Genomic DNA, 22,859 nt, shown 5'->3' with positions numbered 1-22,859 from the left:
CGCGTCCCCAAGCCACCCGGCGGACACCGATACGTCAACGGGGATTGGCATAGTCGAGCCCGTCAGCGGTAGCGTCGACCGGTATGTCGACATTCTCGGCGTCGAGCGATGCCACCACGGCGCCGTCGGATCAGTACCGGCCGGTGTTCGGTCTGGCGATCCTGGTGCTGTCGGGGATGCAGTTGTTGATGGTGCTCGACGGCACCGTCGCCGCGCTTGCCCTGCCGCGCATCCGCGACAGCCTCTCCCTGAGCGAGTCGTCGGCGAACTGGGTCATCACCAGCTACGTGCTGGCCTTCGGCGGGCTGATGCTGCTCGGTGGCCGTCTCGGCGACGCCTTCGGCCGCAAACGGATGTTCATCCTGGGCGTGGCCGCGTTCACCGCGACCTCCCTGCTGTGCGGGTTGGCCTGGAACGAGGAGAGCCTGGTCATCGGCCGCGCGCTGCAGGGGGCCTCGGCGGCCATCGCCGCACCGACCGCCATGGCGTTGGTCGCCACGACCTTCGCACCCGGGAAGCCGCGGAGCCAGGCCTTTGCCATCTACGCCGCGATGACCGGCGTGGGGTCGGTCGCCGGACTCATCCTGGGCGGTGTACTGACCCAGATCTCCTGGCGCCTGGTGTTCCTGATCAATGTGCCGATCGGACTCGCGGTGGTGGTGGGCGCGCTGTTCGCCCTGCGTGAGTCGCAGGGGGAGCGGATGCCCCTCGACGTTCCCGGTGCGGTGTTGGCCACGCTGGGCTGCACCTTGCTGGTGCTCGCGGTCAGCGACGGCCCGAACGGGTGGGACAGGCCCATCGTGGTCGGGTCGTTCATCCTGGGTGGGCTGGCGTTGGTCGCCTTCATCGTCTGGGAGCGCCGCGCGGCGAATCCGATTCTGCCGCTGCGACTGTTCGACAACCGCAGTCGGGTCGCGGCGCTCGGTGCGATCCTGCTGGCCAGCATGATCATGATGTGCATGGCGGTGTTCATCTCGCTGTACCTGCAGGGAATCCTCAAGTACACGCCCATCCAGAGCGGTCTGGCGGTGGTGCCGTTCGCGGTGGGCCTCGGGGTGGCCGCGGCGATCGCCTCCAAACTCGCCCTGATGGTCCAGCCGCGCTGGCTGGTGCTCGTCGGTGGCGCCATCATCCTCGCCGGTTGCCTGTACGCGTCGTCGATCGCCACCGAGATGCCCGGCTACTTCCCGAGCATCGCGATTCCGGTCGTGGTGATCGGCTTCGGTGTCGGCCTCGCCGTCATCCCGCTGACCCTGTCGGTGATCGCCGGGGTCGAGCCGACCGAGATCGGCCCGCTCACCGCACTCGCGCAGGTCGCCCAGAATCTCGGCGGTGCCGTCGGGCTCGTGGTGGTCGGTGCGATGGTCACCTCGCGCGCGCTCTCGCAGGGCGGTACCACCGCACCGGTGGAAACGATGAACGCCACCCAACTCGCCGCTCAGGCCGACGGCTACGGGCTGGGATTCGCGTGCTGCGCGGGGATAGCGGTCATTGCGGCCGTCGTCGTGGTGTTCATGCGGTTCACCCCCGAGGAGGTCGCCGAGGGGCAGGCGGCGCAGGAAGCCGCCAACGCCACCCTCGACGTCAATGACGTGAGTTCGAGGCAATCGTAGCGGTGTTCGTCAGTGCGCCGGGCGCACCGAGATCTTCTGCGGTCCGGTGACGATCAATTCGACCCCGTGACCGACCAGGCGCAATCGCGACAGTTCGGGGTGCATCACCCACCCGTCGGCGGCATAGGTCAGGCCGGCCCGCAACTCGGTCGGCGACGCACCCTGGCGTGCGGTCCTCGTGCGCACACCATCGACGTCGTGCAGCGCGCCTCCGGTGAAGATCTGTGGCGTCGTCTCGAACCATCGGCCCGAGACGTGAACGTGCTCCCCGTCGATCCTGAGGAAGACATTGCCGCCCAGCGCGGTCGCGACGTGCTCGTCGGACCATCGACGCACCATCCGCAGGCTCGAGCGCGGGCCGTCGTAGATGCCCGGATGCACCGCGTCCATCGTCAACGCGTCGCGGATCTCGTCGGCATCGCGGACCAGGACGAGGGTGGTCATGGGCGGATGATCGGCACCCAGCCACGCGCGATCGCAACTGATCGCCGTGGGCAGATGTGCGCCGAGAGCGGTCCCACCCACGGTGGTCAACACGTCGAGGACGGTCTCTGCGCATTCCGGACCCGGGGTCGGGTCGAAGGTGACGGTATCGGGGGACACGGCGACGTCGATACCCGGCCACCGCTGCACGAAGGCGTCGAGGTTCTCGTGCGCGAACGGTTCGTCGCGCATGTCGCGGGTGCGCGGATCGATATTGCACACGAACATCGGCTCGGACATGACCGCCACTATAGTTAACACGGCAAACGTTAACGCAAATGTGGGCCCTGGTCCGTGATCACCACGATCTCGTCGGCTCGCGCGATCTCCACACGCTGCCCCGCGTCGGCGAGAACCGCGGCGAGCGCATTGACGTCACGCACCGTGCGACGCGTGCGCACCAACTCGCGGGCGATCAGGCCTTTGTAGTGTTTGTTGAAGTGGCTCACCACTTTTCGGCTGCCATCGGCGGCCTCGGTCATCACCGTCGCGGTGATCGCCCCGGACACCGGGCCGAGTTGCTGATAAATCCCCGATCGTAGGTCGACGACGAGGTCGTCGACGGTGTCGAGGGCGCGGGAGAGCTCCGGCTTCCACACCGACGCCAACGTCGGGAGTCCGGGGAGCTTCGAGCCCCCGGAGAGTCGGTAGGCCGGGATCGGATCGGTCGAGCGCACGACGCCGAACAGTGCCGAACCGATCGCGAGCCGGTCGGCGGCCTTGGCCTTGCCCGCGCGCGTCAGCCCACGGTGATCGAGTGCGTCGTAGAGGACGCCGGTGTAGCGCTCGATGGCCGGGCGCGTCGGCGAGTGCCACAGATCGGCGTTGCGGTCGACCTCGGAGAGCTGGGTCTTACCCAGGCCGAGGGCGTCGCGGCTCGCGTCGAGGTCGGCGGACAGCTCGACGAGAATGTCCGCGAGGCGCTTGCGGATGGAGGTGAGCTCGGTGAACCACAGGGCGTCGAGGTTCAGCGGTGGACCGTCGCCACCATCGGATTTCGTCTCGGAGGGCGGCAGGAGGACAAGCACCGCAACACTGTATCGACCGTGCCGGACGGGCCGGGGAAACCGGGTCGCGGGCCCGACTAGACTTTTCCCCCGTGATCACTCGCATGTCGAATCTGTTCCTGCGGACGCTGCGCGACGACCCGGCCGACGCCGAGGTCCCCAGCCACAAGCTGCTGGTCCGCGCCGGCTACGTGCGGCGCGCAGCACCCGGCGTCTACAGCTGGCTGCCGCTGGGACTCCGGGTGCTCAAGGCCGTCGAGCAGGTGGTGCGCGACGAGATGAACAACATCGGTGCGCAGGAGATCCTGCTGCCCGCGCTGCTGCCGCGTGACCCCTACGAGGAGACCGGCCGCTGGACCGAGTACGGCGACGCGCTGTTCCGCCTCAAGGACCGCAAGGGCGCCGACATGCTGCTCGGGCCGACCCACGAGGAACTCTTCACCCAGCTGGTCAAGGGGGAGTACTCCTCCTACAAGGATCTGCCGGTCATCCTCTATCAGATCCAGACCAAATACCGCGACGAGGAGCGGCCGCGTGCGGGGATTCTCCGCGGCCGCGAGTTCGTGATGAAGGACTCCTACTCGTTCGACCTCGACGACGACGGGCTCAAGACCAGCTATCACGCCCACCGTGAGGCCTATCAGAAGATCTTCGCGCGTCTCGGGGTGCGCTATGTGATCGTCGCCGCCACCTCCGGCGCGATGGGCGGCAGCGCGTCCGAGGAGTTCCTCGCCGAGAGCGAGGTCGGTGAGGACACCTTCGTCCGATGCCTGGAATCGGGCTACGCCGCCAATGTCGAGGCAGTCATCACGCCTGCGGCGCAACCCATCCCGTTCGACGGGCTGCCACCGGCAAAGGTGTACCGCACGCCCGACACCCCGACCATCGACACCCTGGTGGCGTGGGCCAACGCCAACCTCGAGGGCGCCTTCACCGCCGCGGACACCCTCAAGAACGTGATGGTCAAGGTCCGCGAACCCGGGGCTGACTGGGAGCTTCTCGGTGTGGGGGTTCCCGGGGATCGGGAGGTCGACTTCAAGCGCCTCGAGGCCTCGCTGGAGCCCGCCGAGGTCGAGTTGCTCACCGATGCCGACTTCGCCGCCAACTCGTTCCTCACCAAGGGATACATCGGGCCGAAGGGATTGGCGGCCAACGGGGTTCGCTTCCTCGTCGATCCGCGCATCGGCGACGGATCGTCGTGGATCACCGGAGCCGACGAACCGAACCATCATGTGGTGGGCTTGGTGGCCGGTCGAGATTTCACGCCGGACGGAACCATCGAGGCCGCCGAGGTGCGTGACGGTGATCCGTCGCCGGACGGCAAGGGCGAGCTGGTGAGTGCCAAGGGTATCGAGATCGGCCACATCTTCCAGCTCGGCCAGAAGTACACCAATGCCTTCGAGGTCGACGTCCTCGGCGAGAACGGCAAGCCCGTGCGCCTGACGATGGGGTCCTACGGTGTCGGTGTGTCACGGCTCGTCGCGGTGCTCGCCGAGCAATGGCATGACGACAAGGGGTTGCGGTGGCCGCGGGCGGTCACACCGTTCGACGTGCACCTGGTCATCGCGAACAAGGATCAGGCGGCGATCGACGGTGCACAGGCACTGGCCGCCGAACTCGACGCCGCGGGCCTCGAAGTGTTGCTCGACGATCGCAAGGCCTCACCGGGGGTCAAGTTCAAGGACGCCGAATTGTTGGGGATGCCGACGGTCGTCGTCGTCGGACGCGGGTACACCAACGGGGTCGTCGAGGTACGTGACCGCTTCTCCGGGGAGTCCGTCGAGGTGGCCGTGGCCGACGCGGCCGACGCCATCACCGCCACCGTCCGCGGCTGAGAGCGCCGGCCCGGCCGCGCGCGTGCGGTGGGTGAGTCCGCGTCGGACGCGGGTCAGCGCTGCCCGGGGAAGGCCACGGTGGTGGGCTTGTCGCCCAAGGCGATTCGCCAATCGGCGGCGCGTAACGCCGACCCGGTGAGCTGGTCGACACCGAGGGTGCGGGCAGAACCGGAATCGGCCTTCTCGAGCACCGAGCGATAGACGACGGTGCAGTCGACCTCGGCGGCCAGCGCCGCCTTGGCGGCACTCACCGGATCGTTCACGGTCAGCGGCAGGGTATAGCCCGCAGCCGGTTCCGGTGGCGTACCACCGGCTTTGGTGATGGCGTCGTTGACGGCGTCGCGGGCGGCGCGGTGTGCGGTGAGATTGTCCTCGACCGTCGAGCGGCGGGTCGCCGAGACGAACGCGGTGAGGACGCCGTAGGTGAAGATCGCCGCGTTCTCGGCGTCTGCGGCGTCGGTCAGGGAGTCGGTGGTGGGACTCATGCCAGTTGGACCTCCACGAGAGTTGTCGTCGAGGCGCCGACGGCCCCGGCGAGGCCGGCCGAGTACCCCGACAGCGCGATCGCGGCGGCGCGTGCCGCCTTCGCCGAGGAGTTCAGTGATGAACGCAGCCCTTCCAGCGAGTTCGCCGCCTGGGTGGGTGTGCCGGGCGGCGCGGCACTGGACGTGGCGGTACCCGACGGTGCGATCTGGTCCGTGAGTGTCTGATCGAGTCGGGTGATCTCCTCGCGTAACGCCTGGGCGTGTTGGGCCCGCTGCTCGGCGATCACGCCGAGGGCCGCCGAATAGTCGGTCACCTGCGGGGCGAGGGCCCGCGCCGCGGCCGCGTCGGCCAGCGCCGAGCGTGCGAGAGGCAGCAGTGCCTGTGCGGTGGTCTCGGCGGGATCCGGTCCGCGATCGCACCCCGCGGCCACGGTGACCGTGACCATCCCGATGCCGGCGACGGCGCTGCCCCGCAGCAGAGTTCGACGGGATACGCCGGCGGACCGGCCGGCCGGTTCACCGGGGTGCGGGAGACTCACCCGACACATGATGCCAGTCGGGTGCGGTGGGACGGCGATCACGGCACGCCCGTCCGCGCGCACTTCGTCGGGCCCGGAGGCGTCCTCTACGATGGACGGGCGCCGACGCAGCCACACGGGCTGCGTGCCACGGGTGAACCGGACAACTGAAGACGAGGGAGACCACGGTGACCATCGACCGGACGAGGGTCCGCGAACTCGTCGGTGAGTTCGTCACCGATCGCGGACTCGACCTCGAGGACGTGATCGTCTCGACCTCCGCGGGCACCGACGAGATCCGGGTGATCGTGGACTCCGACGCCGGCACCGACCTCGACCTGCTCGGTGAGTTGACCCGTGACATCTCCGACGCGCTCGACACCCATGACGATCTCTCCGACGCCCCGTACACACTCGAGGTCACCTCGCCCGGCGTCGGCCGGCCGCTCACCCTGCCGCGGCACTGGCGGCGCGCGCGTGGCCGCAAGGTCGCGATCAGAGGCGTCGACGGCGCGTCGATCGTCGGCCGCATCGGCGCCGTCGACGACGAGACTGTCGAGATCGTCGTCAATCACCGCGGACGGATCGCCGTGGAGTCCGTCCGGCTCGACGCCGTCGACCGTGCCGTCGTCGAGGTCGACTTCTCCCGTCCGAGCGTCGCCGAACTGACCCGGTGCGGACTCGACGACGCGGAGATCGCGCGCCGTCGCGACCCCGGTACCGCAGAATTGTGAGAGATGCGCACGACGGTGAGATGCGCCGACCCGTGCAGGCCCGGGCATCGAGAACGACCATGCGACAAGTGAATACGCCGACAAGTGAATAGGAGTCCACGAGCAATGAACATCGACATCAACGCCCTGCGGATGATCGAGTCCGACAAGGGCATCCCGATCGACACGGTGATCACCGCGATCGAGACGGCACTGTTGACCGCCTACCGCCACACCGACGGGTTCGCCCCGCACGCGCGGATCGACGTGAACCGCAAGACCGGCGCGGTCCGGGTGATGGCGCAAGAACTCGACGAGCACGGTGAGGTCGTCCACGAATACGACGACACCCCGGAGGGGTTCGGGCGAATCGCGGCGACCACCGCCCGGCAGGTGATCCTGCAACGGCTGCGTGACGCGGAGAACGAGAAGAGCTTCGGCGATCTCGTCGCCCACGAGGGTGAGATCGTCGGTGGCGTCGTGCAGCAGGATGCCCGCGCGAACGCCCGCGGCATGGTCGTGGTGCAGATCGGCAACGAGGCCAATGCCACCGAGGGCATCATCCCGTCGGCCGAGCAGGTCCCCGGCGAGACCTACACCCACGGCGACCGCATCAAGTGCTACGTGGTCGGCGTCAGCCGTGGACAGCGCGGACCGCAGATCACCCTGTCGCGCACCCATCCCAATCTCGTGCGCAAGCTGTTCTCCCTGGAGGTCCCGGAGATCGAGGACGGATCGGTGGAGATCGTGGCGGTGGCCCGGGAGGCCGGACACCGATCGAAGATCGCCGTGCACACCGGTGTCAGCGGCCTCAATGCCAAGGGGGCGTGCATCGGGCCGATGGGTCAGCGGGTCCGCAACGTGATGAGTGAGCTCGCGGGGGAGAAGATCGACATCATCGACTTCGACACCGACCCGGCGGTGTTCGTCGGGAATGCGTTGTCACCGGCGAAGGTTGTGTCCGTCGAGGTCGTCGACCTCGACGCCAAGGCAGCCCGGGTCGTGGTGCCGGATTACCAGTTGTCGCTGGCCATCGGCAAAGAAGGACAGAATGCCCGACTCGCCGCACGGCTGACCGGATGGCGGATCGACATCCGGTCCGATGCAGACGACGCCCGTGCTGCAGGCCCGGGCACGCCCGGCAGCAGCCGATTGTCCTAGTCGCGGCCACTAGCGCTAGACTGAGCGATGGTTCAGCGAAAGCCGTCGACCTCGTCACCCGACGATGGCCGTCGGGGTCGTCCGATTCGGATGTGCATCGGATGTCGGTCTCGTACCGACATCACCGCACTGGTCCGCGTCGTCGCCCGAGAGGGTGCCGACGGACCCACGATCGTCGTCGATCTCGCGAAGACCATGCCGGGACGGGGTGCGTGGTTGCATCCGCGGGAGGACTGTGTGTCCGCCGCGGTGCGGCGGCGAGCGTTCGCCCCGGCGCTGAGGGCGTCGCGTCTCGTCGTGAACCCCGACGACCTCGTAGAAGTGTTCGATGCAGAAGTGATCGGTGCAGCTGCACCATCACCGACCACGGACGACAGCAGGCCCGATACCGGGCCGGAACAGGTAGCAGAAGACATGAGCACACCGTGAAGTCACCACGATGAGCACGTATCGGACGTAATCCGAGGCCGTAGCGGGCAGCCCGCTCGGCCTCCAAGTGAGGAGAGCAGTGGCAGGCAAGGCCCGCGTGCACGAACTGGCCAAGGAACTGGGCGTGACGAGCAAACAGGTGCTCGAGCGACTCAAGGAACAGGGCGAGTTCGTCAAATCCGCGTCGTCGACGGTCGAGGCCCCGGTGGCCCGTCGACTCCGCGAATCATTCCCGAACAAAGACGGCGGTTCGTCGGCGCCCAAGCCCGGCACCAACGGTTCCGCCCCCAAGCCCGGCGCAGGTCCGCGTCCGGGCCCCAAGCCCGGCGGTCCCAAGCCGGCACCGGCAGCGGAGCAGAAGCCCCCGAGCCGTACCGAGCAGACTCGCCCGGCCCCGCAGCCGGCCGCATCATCCCCGGCACCGGCCGCCCCGGCCCCGGCAGCTCCGACGCCCGCCGCCGCACAGGCACCGGCGACGCCCGCTGCCCCGAAGCCGGCAGCCCCGGCGCCTGCGGCCGCCGAGCGTTCCGCGCCCGCACAGCAGCCCGCACCGGCCCAGAAGCCGGGCGGACCGACACCGGGACCGCGTCCCGGTGGCCCGAAGCCGGGCCCGCGTGCACCGCGCGTCGGCAACAACCCGTACTCATCGGCACCCGCGCCGGCACCTCGACCCCCGGCCGGTCGTCCCGGCCCGGGCCAGGGCGGACCCCGCCCCGGTGGCGGTCGCCCCGGTGCCCAGGGTGGCCGACCCGGTCAGGGTGGTCCGCGTCCGGCTCCCGGCCAGGGCGGACCCCGTCCGAGCCCCGGCAACATGCCCCCGCGCCCGAATCCGGGTGCGATGCCCAGTCGCGCCGCCCGTCCCGACGCCCGTCCGGGTGGTCGTAGTGGCGGTCCCGGCGGAAACCGGGGTGGCGGCGGCGGTGGATACCGCGGCGGCGGCGGTGGCGGCGCTCCCGGTGGAGCTCCCGCCGGTGGTGGCGGTTTCCGCGGTCGTCCCGGTGGCGGCGGTCGTGGCCGCGGCGGTGCCGCGGGTGCGTTCGGTCGTCCCGGTGGTGCCCCGCGCAAGGGCCGCAAGTCGAAGCGGCAGAAGCGTCAGGAATACGACTCGATGCAGGCGCCGGCCGTCGGTGGCGTCCGGCTGCCGCGCGGCAACGGTGAGACCATCCGGCTCGCCCGCGGCGCATCGTTGTCGGACTTCGCCGACAAGATCGACGCCAACCCGGCCTCGCTGGTCCAGGCGCTGTTCAATCTCGGTGAGATGGTCACCGCGACCGAGTCGGTCAACGACGAGACGCTCGAGCTGCTCGGCTCGGAGATGAACTACACCGTCCAGGTGGTGAGCCCCGAGGACGAGGATCGCGAACTCCTCGAGAGCTTCGACCTCAGCTACGGCGAGGACGAGGGCGACGAGGAAGATCTCGAGCAGCGTCCGCCGGTGGTGACCGTCATGGGTCACGTCGATCACGGTAAGACCCGACTGCTCGACACGATCCGTAATGCCAGCGTCCGCGAGGGCGAGGCCGGTGGCATCACCCAGCACATCGGTGCCTACCAGGTCAACACGCACCTCAACGGTGACGACCGGTTGATCACCTTCATCGACACCCCCGGTCACGAGGCGTTCACCGCCATGCGTGCCCGCGGTGCGAAGGCCACCGACATCGCGATCCTGGTGGTCGCGGCCGACGACGGCGTCATGCCGCAGACGGTGGAGGCCATCAACCACGCGCAGGCGGCCGATGTGCCGATCGTGGTGGCGGTCAACAAGATCGACAAGGAAGGCGCCGACCCGCAGAAGATCCGGGGTCAGCTCACCGAGTACGGTCTGATCCCCGAGGAGTACGGCGGCGAGGCGATGTTCGTCGACATCTCTGCCAAGCAGGGCACCAACATCGACGAACTGCTCGAAGCGGTGCTGTTGACCGCGGACGCGTCGCTCGACCTGCGGGCCAACCCCGACATGGACGCACAGGGTGTGGCCATCGAGGCCCACCTCGACCGCGGACGTGGACCGGTGGCGACCGTGCTCATTCAGCGCGGCACGCTGCACGTCGGCGATTCGATCGTTGCCGGTGACGCCTACGGTCGTGTGCGTCGCATGGTCGACGAGCACGGTGACGACATCGAGGCGGCGCTGCCGTCGCGGCCGGTGCAGGTCATCGGCTTCACCTCGGTGCCCGGTGCCGGTGACAACCTGCTCGTCGTCGAGGAAGACCGCATCGCGCGTCAGATCGCCGACCGCCGCAATGCGCGCAAGCGCAACGCGCTGGCCGCACGCAGCCGCAAGCGGATCAGCCTCGAGGATCTCGATTCGGCGCTGAAGGAAACCAGCCAGCTGAACCTGATCCTCAAGGGTGACAACTCCGGTACCGTCGAGGCCCTCGAAGAGGCGCTGCTCGGGATCGACATGGGCGACGAGGTCTCGTTGCGGGTCATCGACCGCGGTGTCGGTGGCGTCACCGAGACCAACGTGAACCTGGCGGCCGCCTCGGACGCGATCATCATCGGATTCAACGTCCGAGCGGAGGGCAAGGCGACCGAGCTGGCCAACCGCGAGGGTGTCGACATCCGGTACTACTCGGTGATCTACCAGGCGATCGACGAGATCGAGAGCGCGCTCAAGGGCATGCTCAAGCCGATCTACGAAGAGGTGGAGCTCGGCCGCGCCGAGATCCGCGCGATCTTCAAGTCGTCGAAGGTCGGCAACATCGCCGGCTGTCTGGTGCAGTCGGGCATCGTGCGTCGCAACGCCAAGGCACGTCTGCTGCGTGACAACGTGGTCGTCGCGGAGAACCTCACCATCGCCTCGCTCAAGCGGGAGAAGGACGATGCCACCGAGGTTCGCGAAGGCTACGAATGTGGTCTCACACTGACGTACAGCGACATCAAGGTCGATGACGTCATCGAGTCCTACGAGTTGCAGGAGAAGCCGCGCGACTGACGCGTATCACTCTCGAGTGCTCCCCTTCCGCGAGTGTGCCGCGCAGGCACCGCGCGGGAGGGGAGCGCCTTTCGATCCCTTCGGGAAGGACAATCATGGCCGATCCGGCACGAGCACAACGGCTGGCCAAGCGGATCTCGTCGATCGTCGCCTCGGCGATCGCCCACGACATCAAGGACCCACGGCTGGCCCATGTGACGATCACCGACGCGCGCGTCACCGGCGACCTGCACGACGCGACGCTCTTCTACACGGTGATGGGCGAGACCCTGGACACCGAGCCGGACTACGAGGCCGCCGCGGCCGGTCTGGCGAAGGCCACCGGAGTCCTGCGGTCCAAGGTCGGTGCGGGCACCGGGGTGCGTTTCACCCCGACGCTCACCTTCGTCCTCGACACCGTCCCCGACGCCGCCCGGCACATGGAGGAGTTGGTGGCGCGAGCGCGCGCGAGTGATGAACTCGTTGCGCGGCGTGCCGCCGAGGCCAGACCGGCCGGTGAGGCCGACCCGTACCGTGCGCCCGGTCACGACGACCCCGACGATGGTGACCCCGACGATGGTGATCCCGACCGTGATGATGAGGACGGCGATCAGGCGTGACCGCAGCGTCGAGTGCGGCGATCGCGCAGACCATCCGACGGGTCGCCGACGACGAGGGCCCGGTGACCATCCTGTGTCACGTCCGACCCGACGCCGACACCATCGGCAGCGGGTTGGCGCTCGGGTTGGCGCTCGACCGGCTCGGGGTGGACGTGGAGGTCGCTCATCCCGGTCCGGAGTCACTCCCGGTGGCTTTCGCCGATCTGCCCGGGCACAAGTTGCTCGTCGACTCGGCAGCCCTGCGAGGCAGTCGGCTGGTGGTGTCGGTTGACGCCGCGAGCCGCGCGCGGCTCGGTGAGCTCGAGTCGCTCTTCGCCGACGCCGAGACCACGGTTGTCATCGATCACCACGCGTCGAACCCCGGTTTCGGCGACCTCGACTTCGTCGACCCGCACGCCGACTGCACCGCGGTGCTCGTCCTGCGTGTGCTCGACGACCTCGGCGTCGACCTCGACGAGGACATCGCGACCTGTCTCTATGCGGGTTTGATCACCGACACCGGCTCGTTCCGCTGGGCACGGCCGGAGTCGTTCCGGGTGGCTGCCCGGCTCGCCGAGGCCGGCGTGGACTCCCGGACCTGGAGTCGCCGGCTGCTCGACACGCATCCGTTCGGCTGGCTGGGCATGGTCTCGGAGATCCTCGCCACCGCGACGCTCGACCGAACTGCCTGTGGCGGTGAGGGATTGGTGTACGCCGTGGTGAACCATCGGGCGTTGGCCGGGATGAGCTGGGAAGAATCGGAGAGCGTCATCGACATCGTCCGGACCACTGCCGAAGCCGAGGTCTCCGCGGTGTTCAAGGAGATCGACGCCGGTGAGTGGACGGTGTCGTTGCGTTCCAAGAGCACCGTCGACCTGGTTCCCATCGCCCGTACCCATGGCGGCGGCGGACATCGCCACGCCTCGGGCTACAGCGACTCGGGTACGGCCGACGAGGTGATCGGTCGCCTCAGGCAATCCCTGTGACCGAACGCAACGCCCCCGAGCCCGCAAACCCCGAGGGGTCGGAACCGGATGCCGGCGGGCTCGATGCCGGTGTGCGTCGGGTCGGCATCCTGACCGTCTCGGCTCTCGCGGTACTGATCGCGCCCCCGCTGTATCTGCTGTTGGATCTCGCAGTGGTCGGTAGGCTGGGCGGCGACGAGCTGGCCGCGCTGGCCGTGGCGACCCTGGTGCTGTCGATCATCAGCACCCAACTGACGTTCTTGTCCTATGGCACCACCGCCCGCTCGGCGCGCAGGTACGGTGCCGGTGATCGGCCGGGCGCGATTGCCGAGGGCGTACAGGCGAGTTGGATAGCGCTGGCCGTGGGACTGGTGATCATCGCCGTCGCCTGGCCGGTCGCGCCGTACGTGATGTCGGCGCTGGTGGGCGACGCCTCGGCGTCGTCGGCGGTTGTGGCCACCGATGCGACGCAGTGGGTGCGGGTCGCGGTGTTCGGTGTGCCCCTCATCCTGTTGTCGATGGCCGGCAACGGCTGGATGCGCGGGGTTCAGGAGACACGTCGACCCATCATCTATGTGGTTGTCGGACTGGCGATCTCGGCAGTGCTCGTCGTCGGTCTCGTCCACGGACTGTGGTTCTTCCCGCGACTGGGCATCGTCGGCAGCGCGGTCGCCAACGTGATCGGACAATCGATCACCGGGCTGCTGTTCGCCGCGCGCGTGGTGCGTGAGCAACTGGTGAGCGTGCGGTCTTCGGCTGCCGAGGAGTCGGGCAGTGTGTTCGCGGCCTTCGCACCGAACCGCCCGATGATCGCAGCGCAGCTGGTGATGGCCCGCGACCTCATCGTGCGCAGTCTGTCGTTCCAGATCTGTTTCATCTCCGCGGCGGCGGTGGCCGCCCGATTCGGTGTCGCGCAGGTGGCCGCACACCAATTGGTGCTTCAGCTCTGGGAATTCATGTCGCTGTTCCTCGATTCGGTGGCCATTGCCGCCCAGGCCCTAGTCGGGGCAGCACTGGGCGCGGGATCGGTGACCATTGCGCGCTCGGTCGCCCGGCGGGTGACCTTGGTCTCGGTGATCGCCGCCGCGGTGATGGCCGCGGTGTTCGCGGTGGGCGCGACGACGCTACCCAAGGTGTTCACCTCCGACTCGGCGGTGCTCGACGCGATCGGGGTGCCCTGGTGGTTCTTCGTGGCGATGCTGCCGATCGCCGGCGTGGTGTTCGCCCTCGACGGTGTACTGCTCGGCAGCGGCGACGCCGCCTTCTTGCGCACGGCGACCCTCGTCGCCGCACTCGTCGGCTTCCTCCCGCTGATCTGGATGTCGCTGATCTTCGACTGGGGACTCGCCGGCGTGTGGAGTGGACTGGTGGTGTTCATGATCGCCCGGCTGATCGCGGTGTGCCTGCGTATCGCCTCGGGACGCTGGCATCGCGTGGGCGCGACGACGCCGGCCGGCAGCCGGGTCGATCAGGTGCCCGCCGGAGGCTGACTGGGCGGCTGACCTGACCACGCCTGCGGTGGCGGGGTGGGCCAGGCCGGCGGTGGCTGAGAGGGCCATACAGGCTGCTGCCCGGCAGGCCACGATGGCTGCCCGGATGTGGCCGGTGACGAGGGTGGCCACGGTGCTGGGCCGCCCTGGGTTCCCCACACGGCGATCGGGCCGGCGGAGGTCGGGGTAGGCCGATCACGTCGAAGGGCGATACCGATGGCGTCGCATGCCCACACAACGAGGACTCCCGCGATGACGAACGCTGCCTGGATCGACACGTTGGCAAACCACCACCACGTCGGATAGTCGCTGTGGTCGTCGAACCATGAGAATGCCACGGACGGCATGTGATTGTTGAGCACCCATGTCCCGATGCCAACGACCCCGACCATCGGGATTACACCGATCCACGCGAAGGGCGTCGCACGACGGGCGATACTCCACCCTCCGATCGTTGCCGTCAGGAACAAGGCGGCACTGATGGTCGCAATCGTGTCGTACGAAAACGAGACATGGAAGGTGGTGCCGCTCACATAGAACAGCACATCGAGACCGTGGCTGAGGGCGAGCAGGATGAAGGCGATCAGAGCCCCGAGAACGCAGCGTGCAGCGGTTCGTCCCCAGAGCCCTACCGTGACGACAAAGATCAAGTAGATCAACGTCCAACCGATGTAGCTCGACCAATGGGTGGACAGCGAGTGATCGGTGACGATGAGGATCACCAGCGACAGCCCCCATAGGAGGACGGTGATCGCCGCACTGATCAGCACTCGCGCCCACCACGGTCCGCGCGCGCCGGGCATGCGTGAACCGCGGCTTGACACACCTGCCGCCGGGACCACGGGAGGGTAGGGATAGTTCATAGTCGGCATCATGGCACGTCGCCGTGACATCGGCGGGCAAGCGCATCGTGCCGGGCGCCGCCGGACATGACAGCGCATGGCACGATGGATCCTCGTGGCTACTCTCTGGGCGATCAGCGATCTGCACGTCGCACATCGGGGCAACGAGCACATCCTCGACCAGATCCGGCCGAAGACGTCGGACGACTGGTTGATCGTGGCCGGTGATGTCTCCGAACGCACCGATGACATCGTCGAGACCCTGCGCCGGCTGCGCGCTCGTTTCCACACCGTCGTGTGGGTTCCGGGCAACCACGAGCTCTACACGACGGCCAAGGATCCGCTGCAGGTGTTCGGGGTGGCTCGCTACGACTATCTCGTGCAAGCGTGCCGGGACATGGGGATCGTGACGCCCGAGGACATCTATCCGTTGTTCGATCCCGGTGACGGCTCTGCGCCGGTACGGGTGGTCCCGATGTTCCTGCTCTACGACTACACCTTTCGGCCCGAGGGCACCTCGACCGCCTTGGCGGCATTGGCACTGGCACGGGAACGCAATGTGGTCGCCACGGACGAATTCTTGCTGTCCCCGGAGCCTTTCCCGACCCGCGACGCGTGGGGGCGTGCCCGCGTGGCGGCCACCCGGGCACGGCTGGAGGCGCTCGACCCGACCGAGCGGACGATCCTGATCAATCACTGGCCGTTGCGGCGGGAACCGACCGACACCCTGATGTATCCGGAGTTCGCGCTGTGGTGTGGCACCACCGAGACCGCTGACTGGCACACCCGGTTCAACGCTGCCTGTTGCGTGTACGGGCATCTGCACATCCCGCGGACCACCTTCTACGACCTCGTGCGGTTCGAGGAGGTGTCGGTCGGCTACCCGCGCGAATGGAAACGCCGCGGGCTGCCCGAACCGTTGCTGCGCCAGATCGCACCGGATCCCGGTCTGCGCGAGGAGGATCTGCCGCCGCACGGCGCGCGATTCGAGCTGCCGCCCGACTACGAGCGTCGCGCCGAGGAGTTCGCCCGGCGGCTCGAACAGCGTCGCGCCGAACAGGCCGCCCGTCGTGCCGAACGGTCGACGAACGACACCCGGAGGGACCAACCGTGATCGAGAAGTTGTTGCCCAGTGGGGTGGCCTCGGCGGAATCCTTCGGTGACCCACCGGATCTCACCCCGCTGCCGGGGGAGGAGTCACTGATCTCGCGGGCCGTGGAGAAGCGCCGACGCGAATTCACCACCGCACGCCACTGCGCTCGTCAGGCGTTGGGACAGCTCGGTATCGAGCCGGTCGCGATCATGCGGGGCGAACGCGGAATGCCGCTGTGGCCCGAGCAGGTGGTCGGTAGCCTCACCCACTGCGACGGGTACCGGGCGGCGACGGTCGCCTACGCGATGGCGGTGCGCTCACTCGGCATCGACGCCGAACCGCACGACGCCTTGCCCGACGGCGTCCTCGACCACACCAGCCTCCCGGCCGAACGTCAGGTACTCGCCGACCGTCCCGACCCATTGCACTGGGACCGACTGTTGTTCTGCGCCAAGGAGGCAACCTACAAGGCGTGGTTCCCGCTGACCCAGCGGTGGCTGGGTTTCGAGGACGCGCACATCACCGTCGAGCAGGACCGAGGTGCCGAGGTCCCCATGGGCACCTTCATCTCTCGCATCCTGATCGACGGCCGGACCGTCGACGGTGGCAGTCCGCTCTCTGAGTTCCACGGCCGGTGGATGATCGACCGCGGCCTCATCGTCACCGTGATCGCGGTGCTCTGATGGCCGACGCCTCCATCGAGAACGCCGGCCTCGTCATCGTCGACAAGGCGGCCGGCATCACCAGCCACGACGTGGTCTCGCGGTGCCGCAAGATCTTCAACACGCGCCGCGTCGGACACGCAGGCACTCTGGACCCGATGGCGACCGGCGTTCTCGTCATCGGCGTGGAACGGGCCACCAAACTCCTGGGACTGTTGTCGCTGACCACCAAGTCGTACACGGCGACGATCCGTCTCGGGGCGGCCACCGACACCGATGACCGCGAGGGTCGGATCATCAGTCGCGGGGCGGTGTCGGCGATCTGCGATGACGAGATCACCCGTGCGGTCGCCGATCTCACCGGCGACATCTCGCAGGTCCCGGCCAAGGTCAGTGCGATCAAGGTCGACGGGCGACGCGCGCATGCGTTGGCCCGCACAGGTGCCGAGTTCGATCTCGCCGCGCGTCCGGTGAGGGTCTCACGATTCGAGATCAGGGCGATCCGGCGTCCCGAGGACGACGGCGGCGAGTCCGGCTTCCTCGATCTCGACGTCGAGGTCGACTGTTCGGCCGGCACCTACATCCGTTCCCTGGCACGTGATCTCGGCGATGCCCTCGGATCCGGCGGTCATCTGACCGCTCTACGTCGCACCGCGGTGGGGCCGTTCACCCTCGACCATGCCCGAACCCTCGACGTCCTCGCCGAGACCCCCGAGTTGTCACTGACCATCGACCAGGCGGCACTGTTGTCGTTCCCACGTCGCGACATCGACGACGACGAAGCCGAGTCGATCAGTCAGGGACGGTGGCTCGTTCCGTTGGGTCTCAAAGGAATTCACGTCGGCGTCGATCCACGCGGGCAGGCCATCGCACTGATCGAGGAGAAGGGCAGGCGCGCCAGCTCGGTGATGGTGGTACGACCGGCGACGCTGCGCTGATACCGGCACCGTGGGCGAGTTCAGCTGCGCCGCAACTCAGCTCGCGGTCACCAGGAAAATCGCGCGTGCGGCGATGTCGCCGAGATCGATCGGCGTGCCGTCGTTGACGCTGATCGCAATGGTGCCGGCGAACGGCCGCTTCTCGACGACGGTCACCGTGCAGTCGAGTGCGACACCCATCTGATCGAAGTAGCGCAACATCTCCGGATCGGTGTCGGAGATCCGCGCGACGGTTCCGGAGTCGCCGACGTCGAGGTCGGCGAGTGAATCGGCGTCCGGGGTGGGTACCGCACCGTCGACCGAGGGGATGGGGTCGCCGTGCGGATCCCGGCTCGGGTAACCGAGTTTGGCGTCCAGGCGTGCCATCAGACGGTCGGACACGGCGTGTTCGAGGACTTCGGCCTCGTCGTGCACCTCGTCCCAGCCGTAACCGAGTTCACGCACCAGGAACGTCTCGAGCAGCCGGTGTCGGCGCACCATCAGGATCGCCGCGGTGCGGCCCTCATCGGTGAGAGTGACCGCGCCGTAACGCTCGTGGGAGACAAGACCCTGATCGGCGAGCTTGCGGATCGATTCCGAGGCGGTGGAGGCTGACACCCCCATCTTGTCGGCGAGCAGTTTGGTGGTGACCTTCACATCGGCCCACTCCTGCGAGGTCCAGATGACCTTCAGATAGTCCTGGGTCACGGTCGACAGCGTGGTCACCGCAGGCGGCGATTCGCTGTCCCCGGCGGCGGGGGACAGTCCTCTGTTGGGCATGGTGCTCAGCTTATGTGTCGATCCCCCCCGACGCGAAGAAGCGCGGTCGCCGGCACGGGTGGCGGGTGCGAAGTCCGGTGGCGACACCCGAGGTTCACGGTGTTCGTGGACGGCGGTCACCGGAGGTTCACACAGCCCGGGCGGTGCTGGTACGGCGCGGCCGGTGGCCGTAGTGTTGTCGGCGTGTTGCGTTGGAGAGGTCTGGAGGACGTCCCCGCGGATTGGGGTCGGTGTGTGGTCACGATCGGTGTCTTCGACGGCGTTCACCGCGGCCACGCGGAGTTGATCGGCGCCGCGACGAAGGCCGCCCGCGAACGTGGCGTACCCGCGGTGCTGATGACGTTCGACCCGCATCCCGCCGAGGTCGTGCGTGCGGGCACCCATCCGCCGCAACTGACCACCCTGACGCGGCGGGCCGAACTCGCCGAGCAACTGGGTATCGACGTGTTCTGTGTGATGCCGTTCACCCCCGAACTCGCCGCGCGGACCCCGAAGGACTTCGCCCACGACGTGCTCGTGGAACGTCTGCACGCCGCCGACGTCGTCGTCGGAGCCAACTTCACGTTCGGCAAGAAGGCCGCCGGTGACGTCGCCAAACTCACCGAGCTCGGCGCCAAGTTCGGGTTCGAGGTGCAGGCGGTGTCACTGTTCGGCGAACATGCCGTCACCTACTCCTCGACCTACATCCGGTCGTGTGTGGCCGCCGGGGACGTCGAGCGGGCGACGGAGGCGCTCGGCCGCCCGCACCGGGTGGAGGGAGTGGTCGTCCGCGGCGACGGGCGGGGGCGTGAATTGGGTTATCCCACAGCCAATGTCGCACCGCCGATGCATGCGGCGATCCCGGCCGACGGGGTGTATGCCGCGTGGTTCACCGTGCTCGGGGCCGGTCCGGTGGTCGGCCAGGTGATCCCCGGCGAGCGGTACGAGGCCGCGGTGTCGGTGGGCACCAACCCCACCTTCTCCGGGCGGACCCGCACCGTCGAGGCCTTCGTCCTCGACACCAGCGCCGATCTCTACGGCCAGCACGTCGCCGTCGACTTCGTCAGCCACATCCGCCCGATGGAGCAGTTCGACAGCATCGACGGACTGCTCGAGGCGATGGCCGACGACGTGGAGAAGACGCGCGCCATTCTCGCCGCGTCCGATCAGTGAGCGACGTGCGCGGCGATTTGGGTGCCGGGGTTGCCCGCTGGTAAATTGGCGGATCGGCGTTGCTGCAGTCCGCGGTGGCGCGCCGCCCCGCATCGGCCCCGGTGGGTTCGGTCGGGAGATGACATTGTCGCGGTACTGAGAAACAGGAGTATCTCCATGGCACTAACTGCTGCCGAGAAGAAGGAAATCCTCGGCCAGTACGGTCTGCACGAGACCGATACCGGCTCGCCCGAAGCGCAGGTCGCGCTGCTGACCAAGCGCATCACCGACCTCACCGAGCACCTCAAGGAGCACAAGCACGACCACCACAGCCGCCGTGGGCTGCTGTTGCTGGTCGGCCGCCGTCGTCGTCTCCTGAAGTACGTCGCCAAGGTCGACATCGAGCGCTACCGCTCGCTCATCGAGCGCCTCGGCCTGCGTCGCTGACCCACCGTCGCGTCGAGGTCATCAGACATTACGAGAACCGGTCGCCCTCGTTGGGGGTGGCCGGTTCTTGTCGTGTCAATGGTCGTCGTGTCAATGGACTTTGTCGTGTCAATGATAAGGTGGCCTCGGAACGCCGCCGTGACGTGCGAGTCCACGGAAGTGATGCAGAGTCAGATCGGTCCTCGGTAGTGGCCGCCGGAACACGAGGTTCCGGCCGCTTCGATCGAAGGCCGTCTGAGCAACAACGGGTGCGCATACGAGCGCGCCGATCACCTCCCGCCGACGATCTCACCCACGCGTGTTCCGGGCTTGCCGCCCACGCGGACACCGACACGAGCAGCCGAGCATGATCGCCGTGTCGTCGCGCCGCGGGCAGCCCCTATCCGCATAGAGAAGGCCGCCGGAAATCGCGGCCACCCACGGCCGCCGGATGCGGCCGCAACGAAGGGATCAACACCCCACATGTCCGATGTGACCACCACCGAGGATTTCGCCGACTACGACGAAACCATCACCGAGGCCACCGCCGTCATCGACAACGGCAGCTTCGGTACCCGCACCATCCGCTTCGAGACCGGACGCCTCGCCCTGCAGGCCGCCGGCTCGGTGACCGCCTACCTCGACGACGAGACCATGCTCCTGTCGACCACCGCGGCGTCCAAGCACCCCAAAGAGCACTTCGACTTCTTCCCGCTCACCGTCGACGTCGAGGAGCGGATGTACGCCGCCGGGCGTATCCCCGGCTCGTTCTTCCGCCGCGAGGGCCGTCCGTCCACCGATGCGATCCTGACCTGCCGGCTGATCGACCGTCCGCTGCGCCCGTCCTTCGTCGACGGTCTGCGTAACGAGATCCAGGTCGTGGTGACCGTGCTCTCGCTCGATCCCAAGGACCTCTACGACGTCGTCGCGATCAACGCCGCGTCGGCCTCCACCCAGCTCGCCGGGCTGCCCTTCTCCGGTCCCGTCGGTGGCGTGCGCGTCGCCCTCGTCCCGACCGAGGAGAACAAGGCAGGCCAGTGGGTCGCGTTCCCGACCGCCGAGCAGCTCGAAGGCGCGGTGTTCGACATGGTCGTCGCCGGTCGCATCGTTTCCGGTGAGGGCGATTCCGCCGACGTCGCGATCATGATGGTCGAGGCCGAGGCCACCGAGAACGTCATCGAGATCATCGCCGGTGGCGCGCAGGCGCCGACCGAGGCGATCGTCGCCGAGGGGCTCGAGGCCGCCAAGCCGTTCATCGCCCGCCTCTGTGAGGCGCAGAAGTCCCTCGCGGCGGCCGCCGCCAAGGAGACCGGCCAATTCCCGCTGTTCCCGCCGTACGAGTCCGACGTCTTCGACGCCGTGTCGGCCACCGCGAGCGAGAAGCTCGCCGCGGTCCTCTCGATCGCCGGCAAGCAGGAGCGCGACGACAAGACCGACGAGCTCAAGGAACAGATTCTCACCCAGCTCGCCGAGCAGTTCGAGGGCCGGGAGAAGGAAATCGGCGCGGCGTTCCGTTCGGTGACCAAAAAGCTTGTGCGCCAGCGCATCCTGACAGATCACTTCCGTATCGACGGCCGCGGCATCACCGACATCCGCTCGCTCTCGGCCGAGGTCGCGGTGATCCCGCGGGCCCACGGCAGCGCCCTGTTCGAGCGCGGCGAGACCCAGATCCTGGGCGTCACCACCCTCGACATGGTCAAGATGGCCCAGCAGATCGACTCGCTGACCCCCGAGACCTCCAAGCGCTACATGCACCACTACAACTTCCCGCCGTATTCGACCGGTGAGACCGGTCGCGTCGGGTCGCCGAAGCGTCGCGAGATCGGTCACGGTGCGCTCGCCGAGCGTGCCCTGGTGCCGGTGATCCCGAGCGTCGAGGAGTTCCCGTACGCGATCCGTCAGGTCTCCGAGGCATTGAGCTCCAACGGCTCGACCTCGATGGGCTCGGTGTGTGCCTCCACCATGTCGTTGCTCAATGCCGGTGTGCCGCTGCGTGCCCCGGTCGCCGGCATCGCCATGGGCCTGGTGTCCGACACCATCGACGGCGAAACCCGGTATGTCGCACTGACCGACATCCTCGGCGCCGAGGATGCCTTCGGTGACATGGACTTCAAGGTCGCGGGCACCAAGGACTTCGTGACCGCGCTGCAGCTCGACACCAAGCTCGACGGCATCCCCAGCCAGGTTCTCGCCGGTGCGTTGACCCAGGCCAAGGACGCCCGGCTGACCATCCTCGATGTGATGGCCGAGGCGATCGACGAGCCCGACGAGATGAGCCCGTACGCGCCGCGGATCACCACCATCAAGATCCCGATGGAAAAGATCGGTGAACTGATCGGCCCCAAGGGCAAGACGATCAACACCATCACCGAGGAGACCGGCGCCAACATCTCCATCGAGGACGACGGCACCGTGTTCATCGGTGCGTCCGACGGCGAGTCGGCACAGGCTGCGATCGACCGCGTCAACGCGATCGCCAATCCGCAGCTGCCCAAGGTGGGCGAGCGGTTCCTCGGCACCGTGGTCAAGACCACCGCGTTCGGTGCCTTCGTGTCGCTGCTGCCCGGCCGCGACGGCCTCGTGCACATCTCCAAGCTCGGTAAGGGCAAGCGCATCAACAAAGTCGAGGACGTGGTGAACGTCGGCTCCAAGTTGCAGGTGGAGATCGCCGACATCGACGAGCGCGGCAAGATCAGCCTCATCCCCGTCGACGACGACGCCAAGGCCGCACCGGCCGAGGAGAAGGCCTCCGCCGACGCCTGATCGTCGACTCGGTTCCCCGGCCCGTTC

The 22,859-nt window shown here is 67.9% G+C and carries 21 protein-coding genes; 15 read left to right on the top strand and 6 right to left on the bottom strand.

Going from position 1 to position 22,859, the window contains the following annotated elements:
- Nucleotides 1-83 precede the first annotated feature (83 nt).
- Nucleotides 84-1,613 carry a DHA2 family efflux MFS transporter permease subunit gene (locus tag P3L18_RS10310; RefSeq protein WP_276114024.1) on the top strand — a complete coding sequence of 510 codons (1,530 nt, stop codon included), beginning with the start codon at nt 84-86 and terminating at the stop codon, nt 1,611-1,613.
- A 9-nt stretch (nt 1,614-1,622) separates the two neighbouring features.
- On the opposite strand, the gene P3L18_RS10305 is transcribed toward P3L18_RS10310, so the two are convergent.
- Together P3L18_RS10305 and yaaA are read right to left on the bottom strand one after the other, a co-directional pair.
- On the bottom strand, nt 1,623-2,336 hold the full coding sequence (locus P3L18_RS10305) for a hypothetical protein (RefSeq protein WP_006371357.1): 714 nt from the start codon (nt 2,334-2,336) through the stop codon (nt 1,623-1,625).
- Between the two features lie 29 nt (nt 2,337-2,365).
- On the bottom strand, nt 2,366-3,124 hold the full coding sequence (yaaA, locus tag P3L18_RS10300; protein ID WP_079929487.1) for a peroxide stress protein YaaA: 759 nt from the start codon (nt 3,122-3,124) through the stop codon (nt 2,366-2,368).
- An 83-nt stretch (nt 3,125-3,207) separates the two neighbouring features.
- On the opposite strand from yaaA, the gene P3L18_RS10295 reads away from it, so the two are divergent.
- A complete protein-coding gene (locus P3L18_RS10295) occupies nt 3,208-4,938 on the top strand; it encodes a proline--tRNA ligase (protein WP_276114082.1) in 1,731 nt (576 codons plus the stop codon).
- 53 nt (nt 4,939-4,991) lie between these two features.
- Here P3L18_RS10295 and P3L18_RS10290 read toward each other — a convergent pair whose 3' ends face one another.
- Nucleotides 4,992-5,423 (bottom strand): ferritin-like domain-containing protein, encoded by a 432-nt coding sequence (locus P3L18_RS10290; RefSeq protein WP_079929488.1) that lies wholly within the window; start codon nt 5,421-5,423, stop codon nt 4,992-4,994.
- Entirely contained in the window at nt 5,420-5,971 is a 552-nt protein-coding gene (locus tag P3L18_RS10285; protein ID WP_172398786.1) for a hypothetical protein, read from the bottom strand. Before P3L18_RS10285 ends, P3L18_RS10290 begins: the two co-directional genes overlap by 4 nt.
- A gap of 158 nt (nt 5,972-6,129) precedes the next feature.
- Here P3L18_RS10285 and rimP point away from each other — a divergent pair, with 158 nt between their 5' ends.
- From rimP to P3L18_RS10250, 7 genes are all read left to right on the top strand, one after another.
- Nucleotides 6,130-6,675 carry a ribosome maturation factor RimP gene (gene rimP / locus P3L18_RS10280; protein WP_006371362.1) on the top strand — a complete coding sequence of 182 codons (546 nt, stop codon included), beginning with the start codon at nt 6,130-6,132 and terminating at the stop codon, nt 6,673-6,675.
- A 105-nt stretch (nt 6,676-6,780) separates the two neighbouring features.
- Nucleotides 6,781-7,815 carry a transcription termination factor NusA gene (gene nusA, locus P3L18_RS10275; protein WP_079929489.1) on the top strand — a complete coding sequence of 345 codons (1,035 nt, stop codon included), beginning with the start codon at nt 6,781-6,783 and terminating at the stop codon, nt 7,813-7,815.
- Nucleotides 7,816-7,842: 27 nt separating this feature from the next.
- On the top strand, nt 7,843-8,244 hold the full coding sequence (locus P3L18_RS10270) for a YlxR family protein (protein ID WP_014359783.1): 402 nt from the start codon (nt 7,843-7,845) through the stop codon (nt 8,242-8,244).
- A gap of 79 nt (nt 8,245-8,323) precedes the next feature.
- On the top strand, nt 8,324-11,185 hold the full coding sequence (infB, locus tag P3L18_RS10265) for a translation initiation factor IF-2 (RefSeq protein ID WP_276114023.1): 2,862 nt from the start codon (nt 8,324-8,326) through the stop codon (nt 11,183-11,185).
- 95 nt (nt 11,186-11,280) lie between these two features.
- Nucleotides 11,281-11,784, top strand: coding sequence for a 30S ribosome-binding factor RbfA (gene rbfA, locus P3L18_RS10260; RefSeq protein WP_020171518.1), 504 nt, complete (start codon nt 11,281-11,283; stop codon nt 11,782-11,784).
- A complete protein-coding gene (locus P3L18_RS10255; protein WP_276114022.1) occupies nt 11,781-12,749 on the top strand; it encodes a bifunctional oligoribonuclease/PAP phosphatase NrnA in 969 nt (322 codons plus the stop codon). The genes rbfA and P3L18_RS10255 overlap by 4 nt, the downstream gene beginning before the upstream one ends.
- Nucleotides 12,746-14,218, top strand: a complete 1,473-nt coding sequence (locus P3L18_RS10250; protein WP_079929493.1) for an MATE family efflux transporter — start codon at nt 12,746-12,748, stop codon at nt 14,216-14,218. Before P3L18_RS10255 ends, P3L18_RS10250 begins: the two co-directional genes overlap by 4 nt.
- On the opposite strand, the gene P3L18_RS10245 is transcribed toward P3L18_RS10250, so the two are convergent.
- Nucleotides 14,197-15,021, bottom strand: coding sequence for a hypothetical protein (locus tag P3L18_RS10245; RefSeq protein ID WP_276114021.1), 825 nt, complete (start codon nt 15,019-15,021; stop codon nt 14,197-14,199). The two genes, P3L18_RS10250 and P3L18_RS10245, sit on opposite strands and share 22 nt — an antisense overlap.
- A 154-nt stretch (nt 15,022-15,175) precedes the next feature.
- Between P3L18_RS10245 and P3L18_RS10240 the strand changes: the two genes are divergently transcribed.
- From P3L18_RS10240 to truB, 3 genes are read left to right on the top strand one after another with little or no spacing between them, the layout of a single operon-like run.
- Nucleotides 15,176-16,174, top strand: coding sequence for a metallophosphoesterase (locus P3L18_RS10240; RefSeq protein ID WP_014359789.1), 999 nt, complete (start codon nt 15,176-15,178; stop codon nt 16,172-16,174).
- Nucleotides 16,171-16,836, top strand: coding sequence for a 4'-phosphopantetheinyl transferase (locus P3L18_RS10235; RefSeq protein WP_276114020.1), 666 nt, complete (start codon nt 16,171-16,173; stop codon nt 16,834-16,836). The genes P3L18_RS10240 and P3L18_RS10235 overlap by 4 nt, the downstream gene beginning before the upstream one ends.
- A complete protein-coding gene (gene truB / locus P3L18_RS10230; protein ID WP_276114019.1) occupies nt 16,836-17,753 on the top strand; it encodes a tRNA pseudouridine(55) synthase TruB in 918 nt (305 codons plus the stop codon). Before P3L18_RS10235 ends, truB begins: the two co-directional genes overlap by 1 nt.
- A gap of 36 nt (nt 17,754-17,789) precedes the next feature.
- Here the strand turns inward: truB and P3L18_RS10225 are convergent, their stop codons facing one another.
- Nucleotides 17,790-18,512, bottom strand: coding sequence for a metal-dependent transcriptional regulator (locus P3L18_RS10225; RefSeq protein ID WP_006371373.1), 723 nt, complete (start codon nt 18,510-18,512; stop codon nt 17,790-17,792).
- Nucleotides 18,513-18,695: 183 nt separating this feature from the next.
- On the opposite strand from P3L18_RS10225, the gene P3L18_RS10220 reads away from it, so the two are divergent.
- From P3L18_RS10220 to P3L18_RS10210, 3 genes are all read left to right on the top strand, one after another.
- Nucleotides 18,696-19,664 (top strand): bifunctional riboflavin kinase/FAD synthetase, encoded by a 969-nt coding sequence (locus P3L18_RS10220; RefSeq protein WP_014359791.1) that lies wholly within the window; start codon nt 18,696-18,698, stop codon nt 19,662-19,664.
- 156 nt (nt 19,665-19,820) lie between these two features.
- Nucleotides 19,821-20,090, top strand: coding sequence for a 30S ribosomal protein S15 (rpsO, locus tag P3L18_RS10215; protein WP_006371375.1), 270 nt, complete (start codon nt 19,821-19,823; stop codon nt 20,088-20,090).
- Nucleotides 20,091-20,552: 462 nt separating this feature from the next.
- Nucleotides 20,553-22,832, top strand: a complete 2,280-nt coding sequence (locus P3L18_RS10210) for a polyribonucleotide nucleotidyltransferase (RefSeq protein WP_276114018.1) — start codon at nt 20,553-20,555, stop codon at nt 22,830-22,832.
- Nucleotides 22,833-22,859: the final 27 nt, after the last annotated feature.

Source organism: Gordonia sp. N1V (assembly GCF_029269935.1).
GTDB lineage: Bacteria > Actinomycetota > Actinomycetes > Mycobacteriales > Mycobacteriaceae > Gordonia > Gordonia polyisoprenivorans.
This window is presented reverse-complemented; position numbering and strand designations above follow the sequence as displayed.

Bases quoted from the DNA above. Each gene is read 5' to 3' on its own strand.
- nusA (WP_079929489.1), top strand. From the start codon at position 6,781: ATGAACATCGACATCAACGCCCTGCGGATGATCGAGTCCGACAAGGGC.
- P3L18_RS10295 (WP_276114082.1), top strand. From the start codon at position 3,208: ATGTCGAATCTGTTCCTGCGGACGCTGCGCGACGACCCGGCCGACGCC.
- rpsO (WP_006371375.1), top strand. From the start codon at position 19,821: ATGGCACTAACTGCTGCCGAGAAGAAGGAAATCCTCGGCCAGTACGGT.
- rbfA (WP_020171518.1), top strand. From the start codon at position 11,281: ATGGCCGATCCGGCACGAGCACAACGGCTGGCCAAGCGGATCTCGTCG.
- P3L18_RS10225 (WP_006371373.1), bottom strand. From the start codon at position 18,512: ATGCCCAACAGAGGACTGTCCCCCGCCGCCGGGGACAGCGAATCGCCG.
- P3L18_RS10285 (WP_172398786.1), bottom strand. From the start codon at position 5,971: ATGTGTCGGGTGAGTCTCCCGCACCCCGGTGAACCGGCCGGCCGGTCC.
- P3L18_RS10210 (WP_276114018.1), top strand. From the start codon at position 20,553: ATGTCCGATGTGACCACCACCGAGGATTTCGCCGACTACGACGAAACC.
- truB (WP_276114019.1), top strand. From the start codon at position 16,836: ATGGCCGACGCCTCCATCGAGAACGCCGGCCTCGTCATCGTCGACAAG.
- P3L18_RS10305 (WP_006371357.1), bottom strand. From the start codon at position 2,336: ATGTCCGAGCCGATGTTCGTGTGCAATATCGATCCGCGCACCCGCGAC.
- P3L18_RS10245 (WP_276114021.1), bottom strand. From the start codon at position 15,021: ATGCCCGGCGCGCGCGGACCGTGGTGGGCGCGAGTGCTGATCAGTGCG.
- P3L18_RS10290 (WP_079929488.1), bottom strand. From the start codon at position 5,423: ATGAGTCCCACCACCGACTCCCTGACCGACGCCGCAGACGCCGAGAAC.
- P3L18_RS10310 (WP_276114024.1), top strand. From the start codon at position 84: ATGTCGACATTCTCGGCGTCGAGCGATGCCACCACGGCGCCGTCGGAT.
- P3L18_RS10270 (WP_014359783.1), top strand. From the start codon at position 7,843: ATGGTTCAGCGAAAGCCGTCGACCTCGTCACCCGACGATGGCCGTCGG.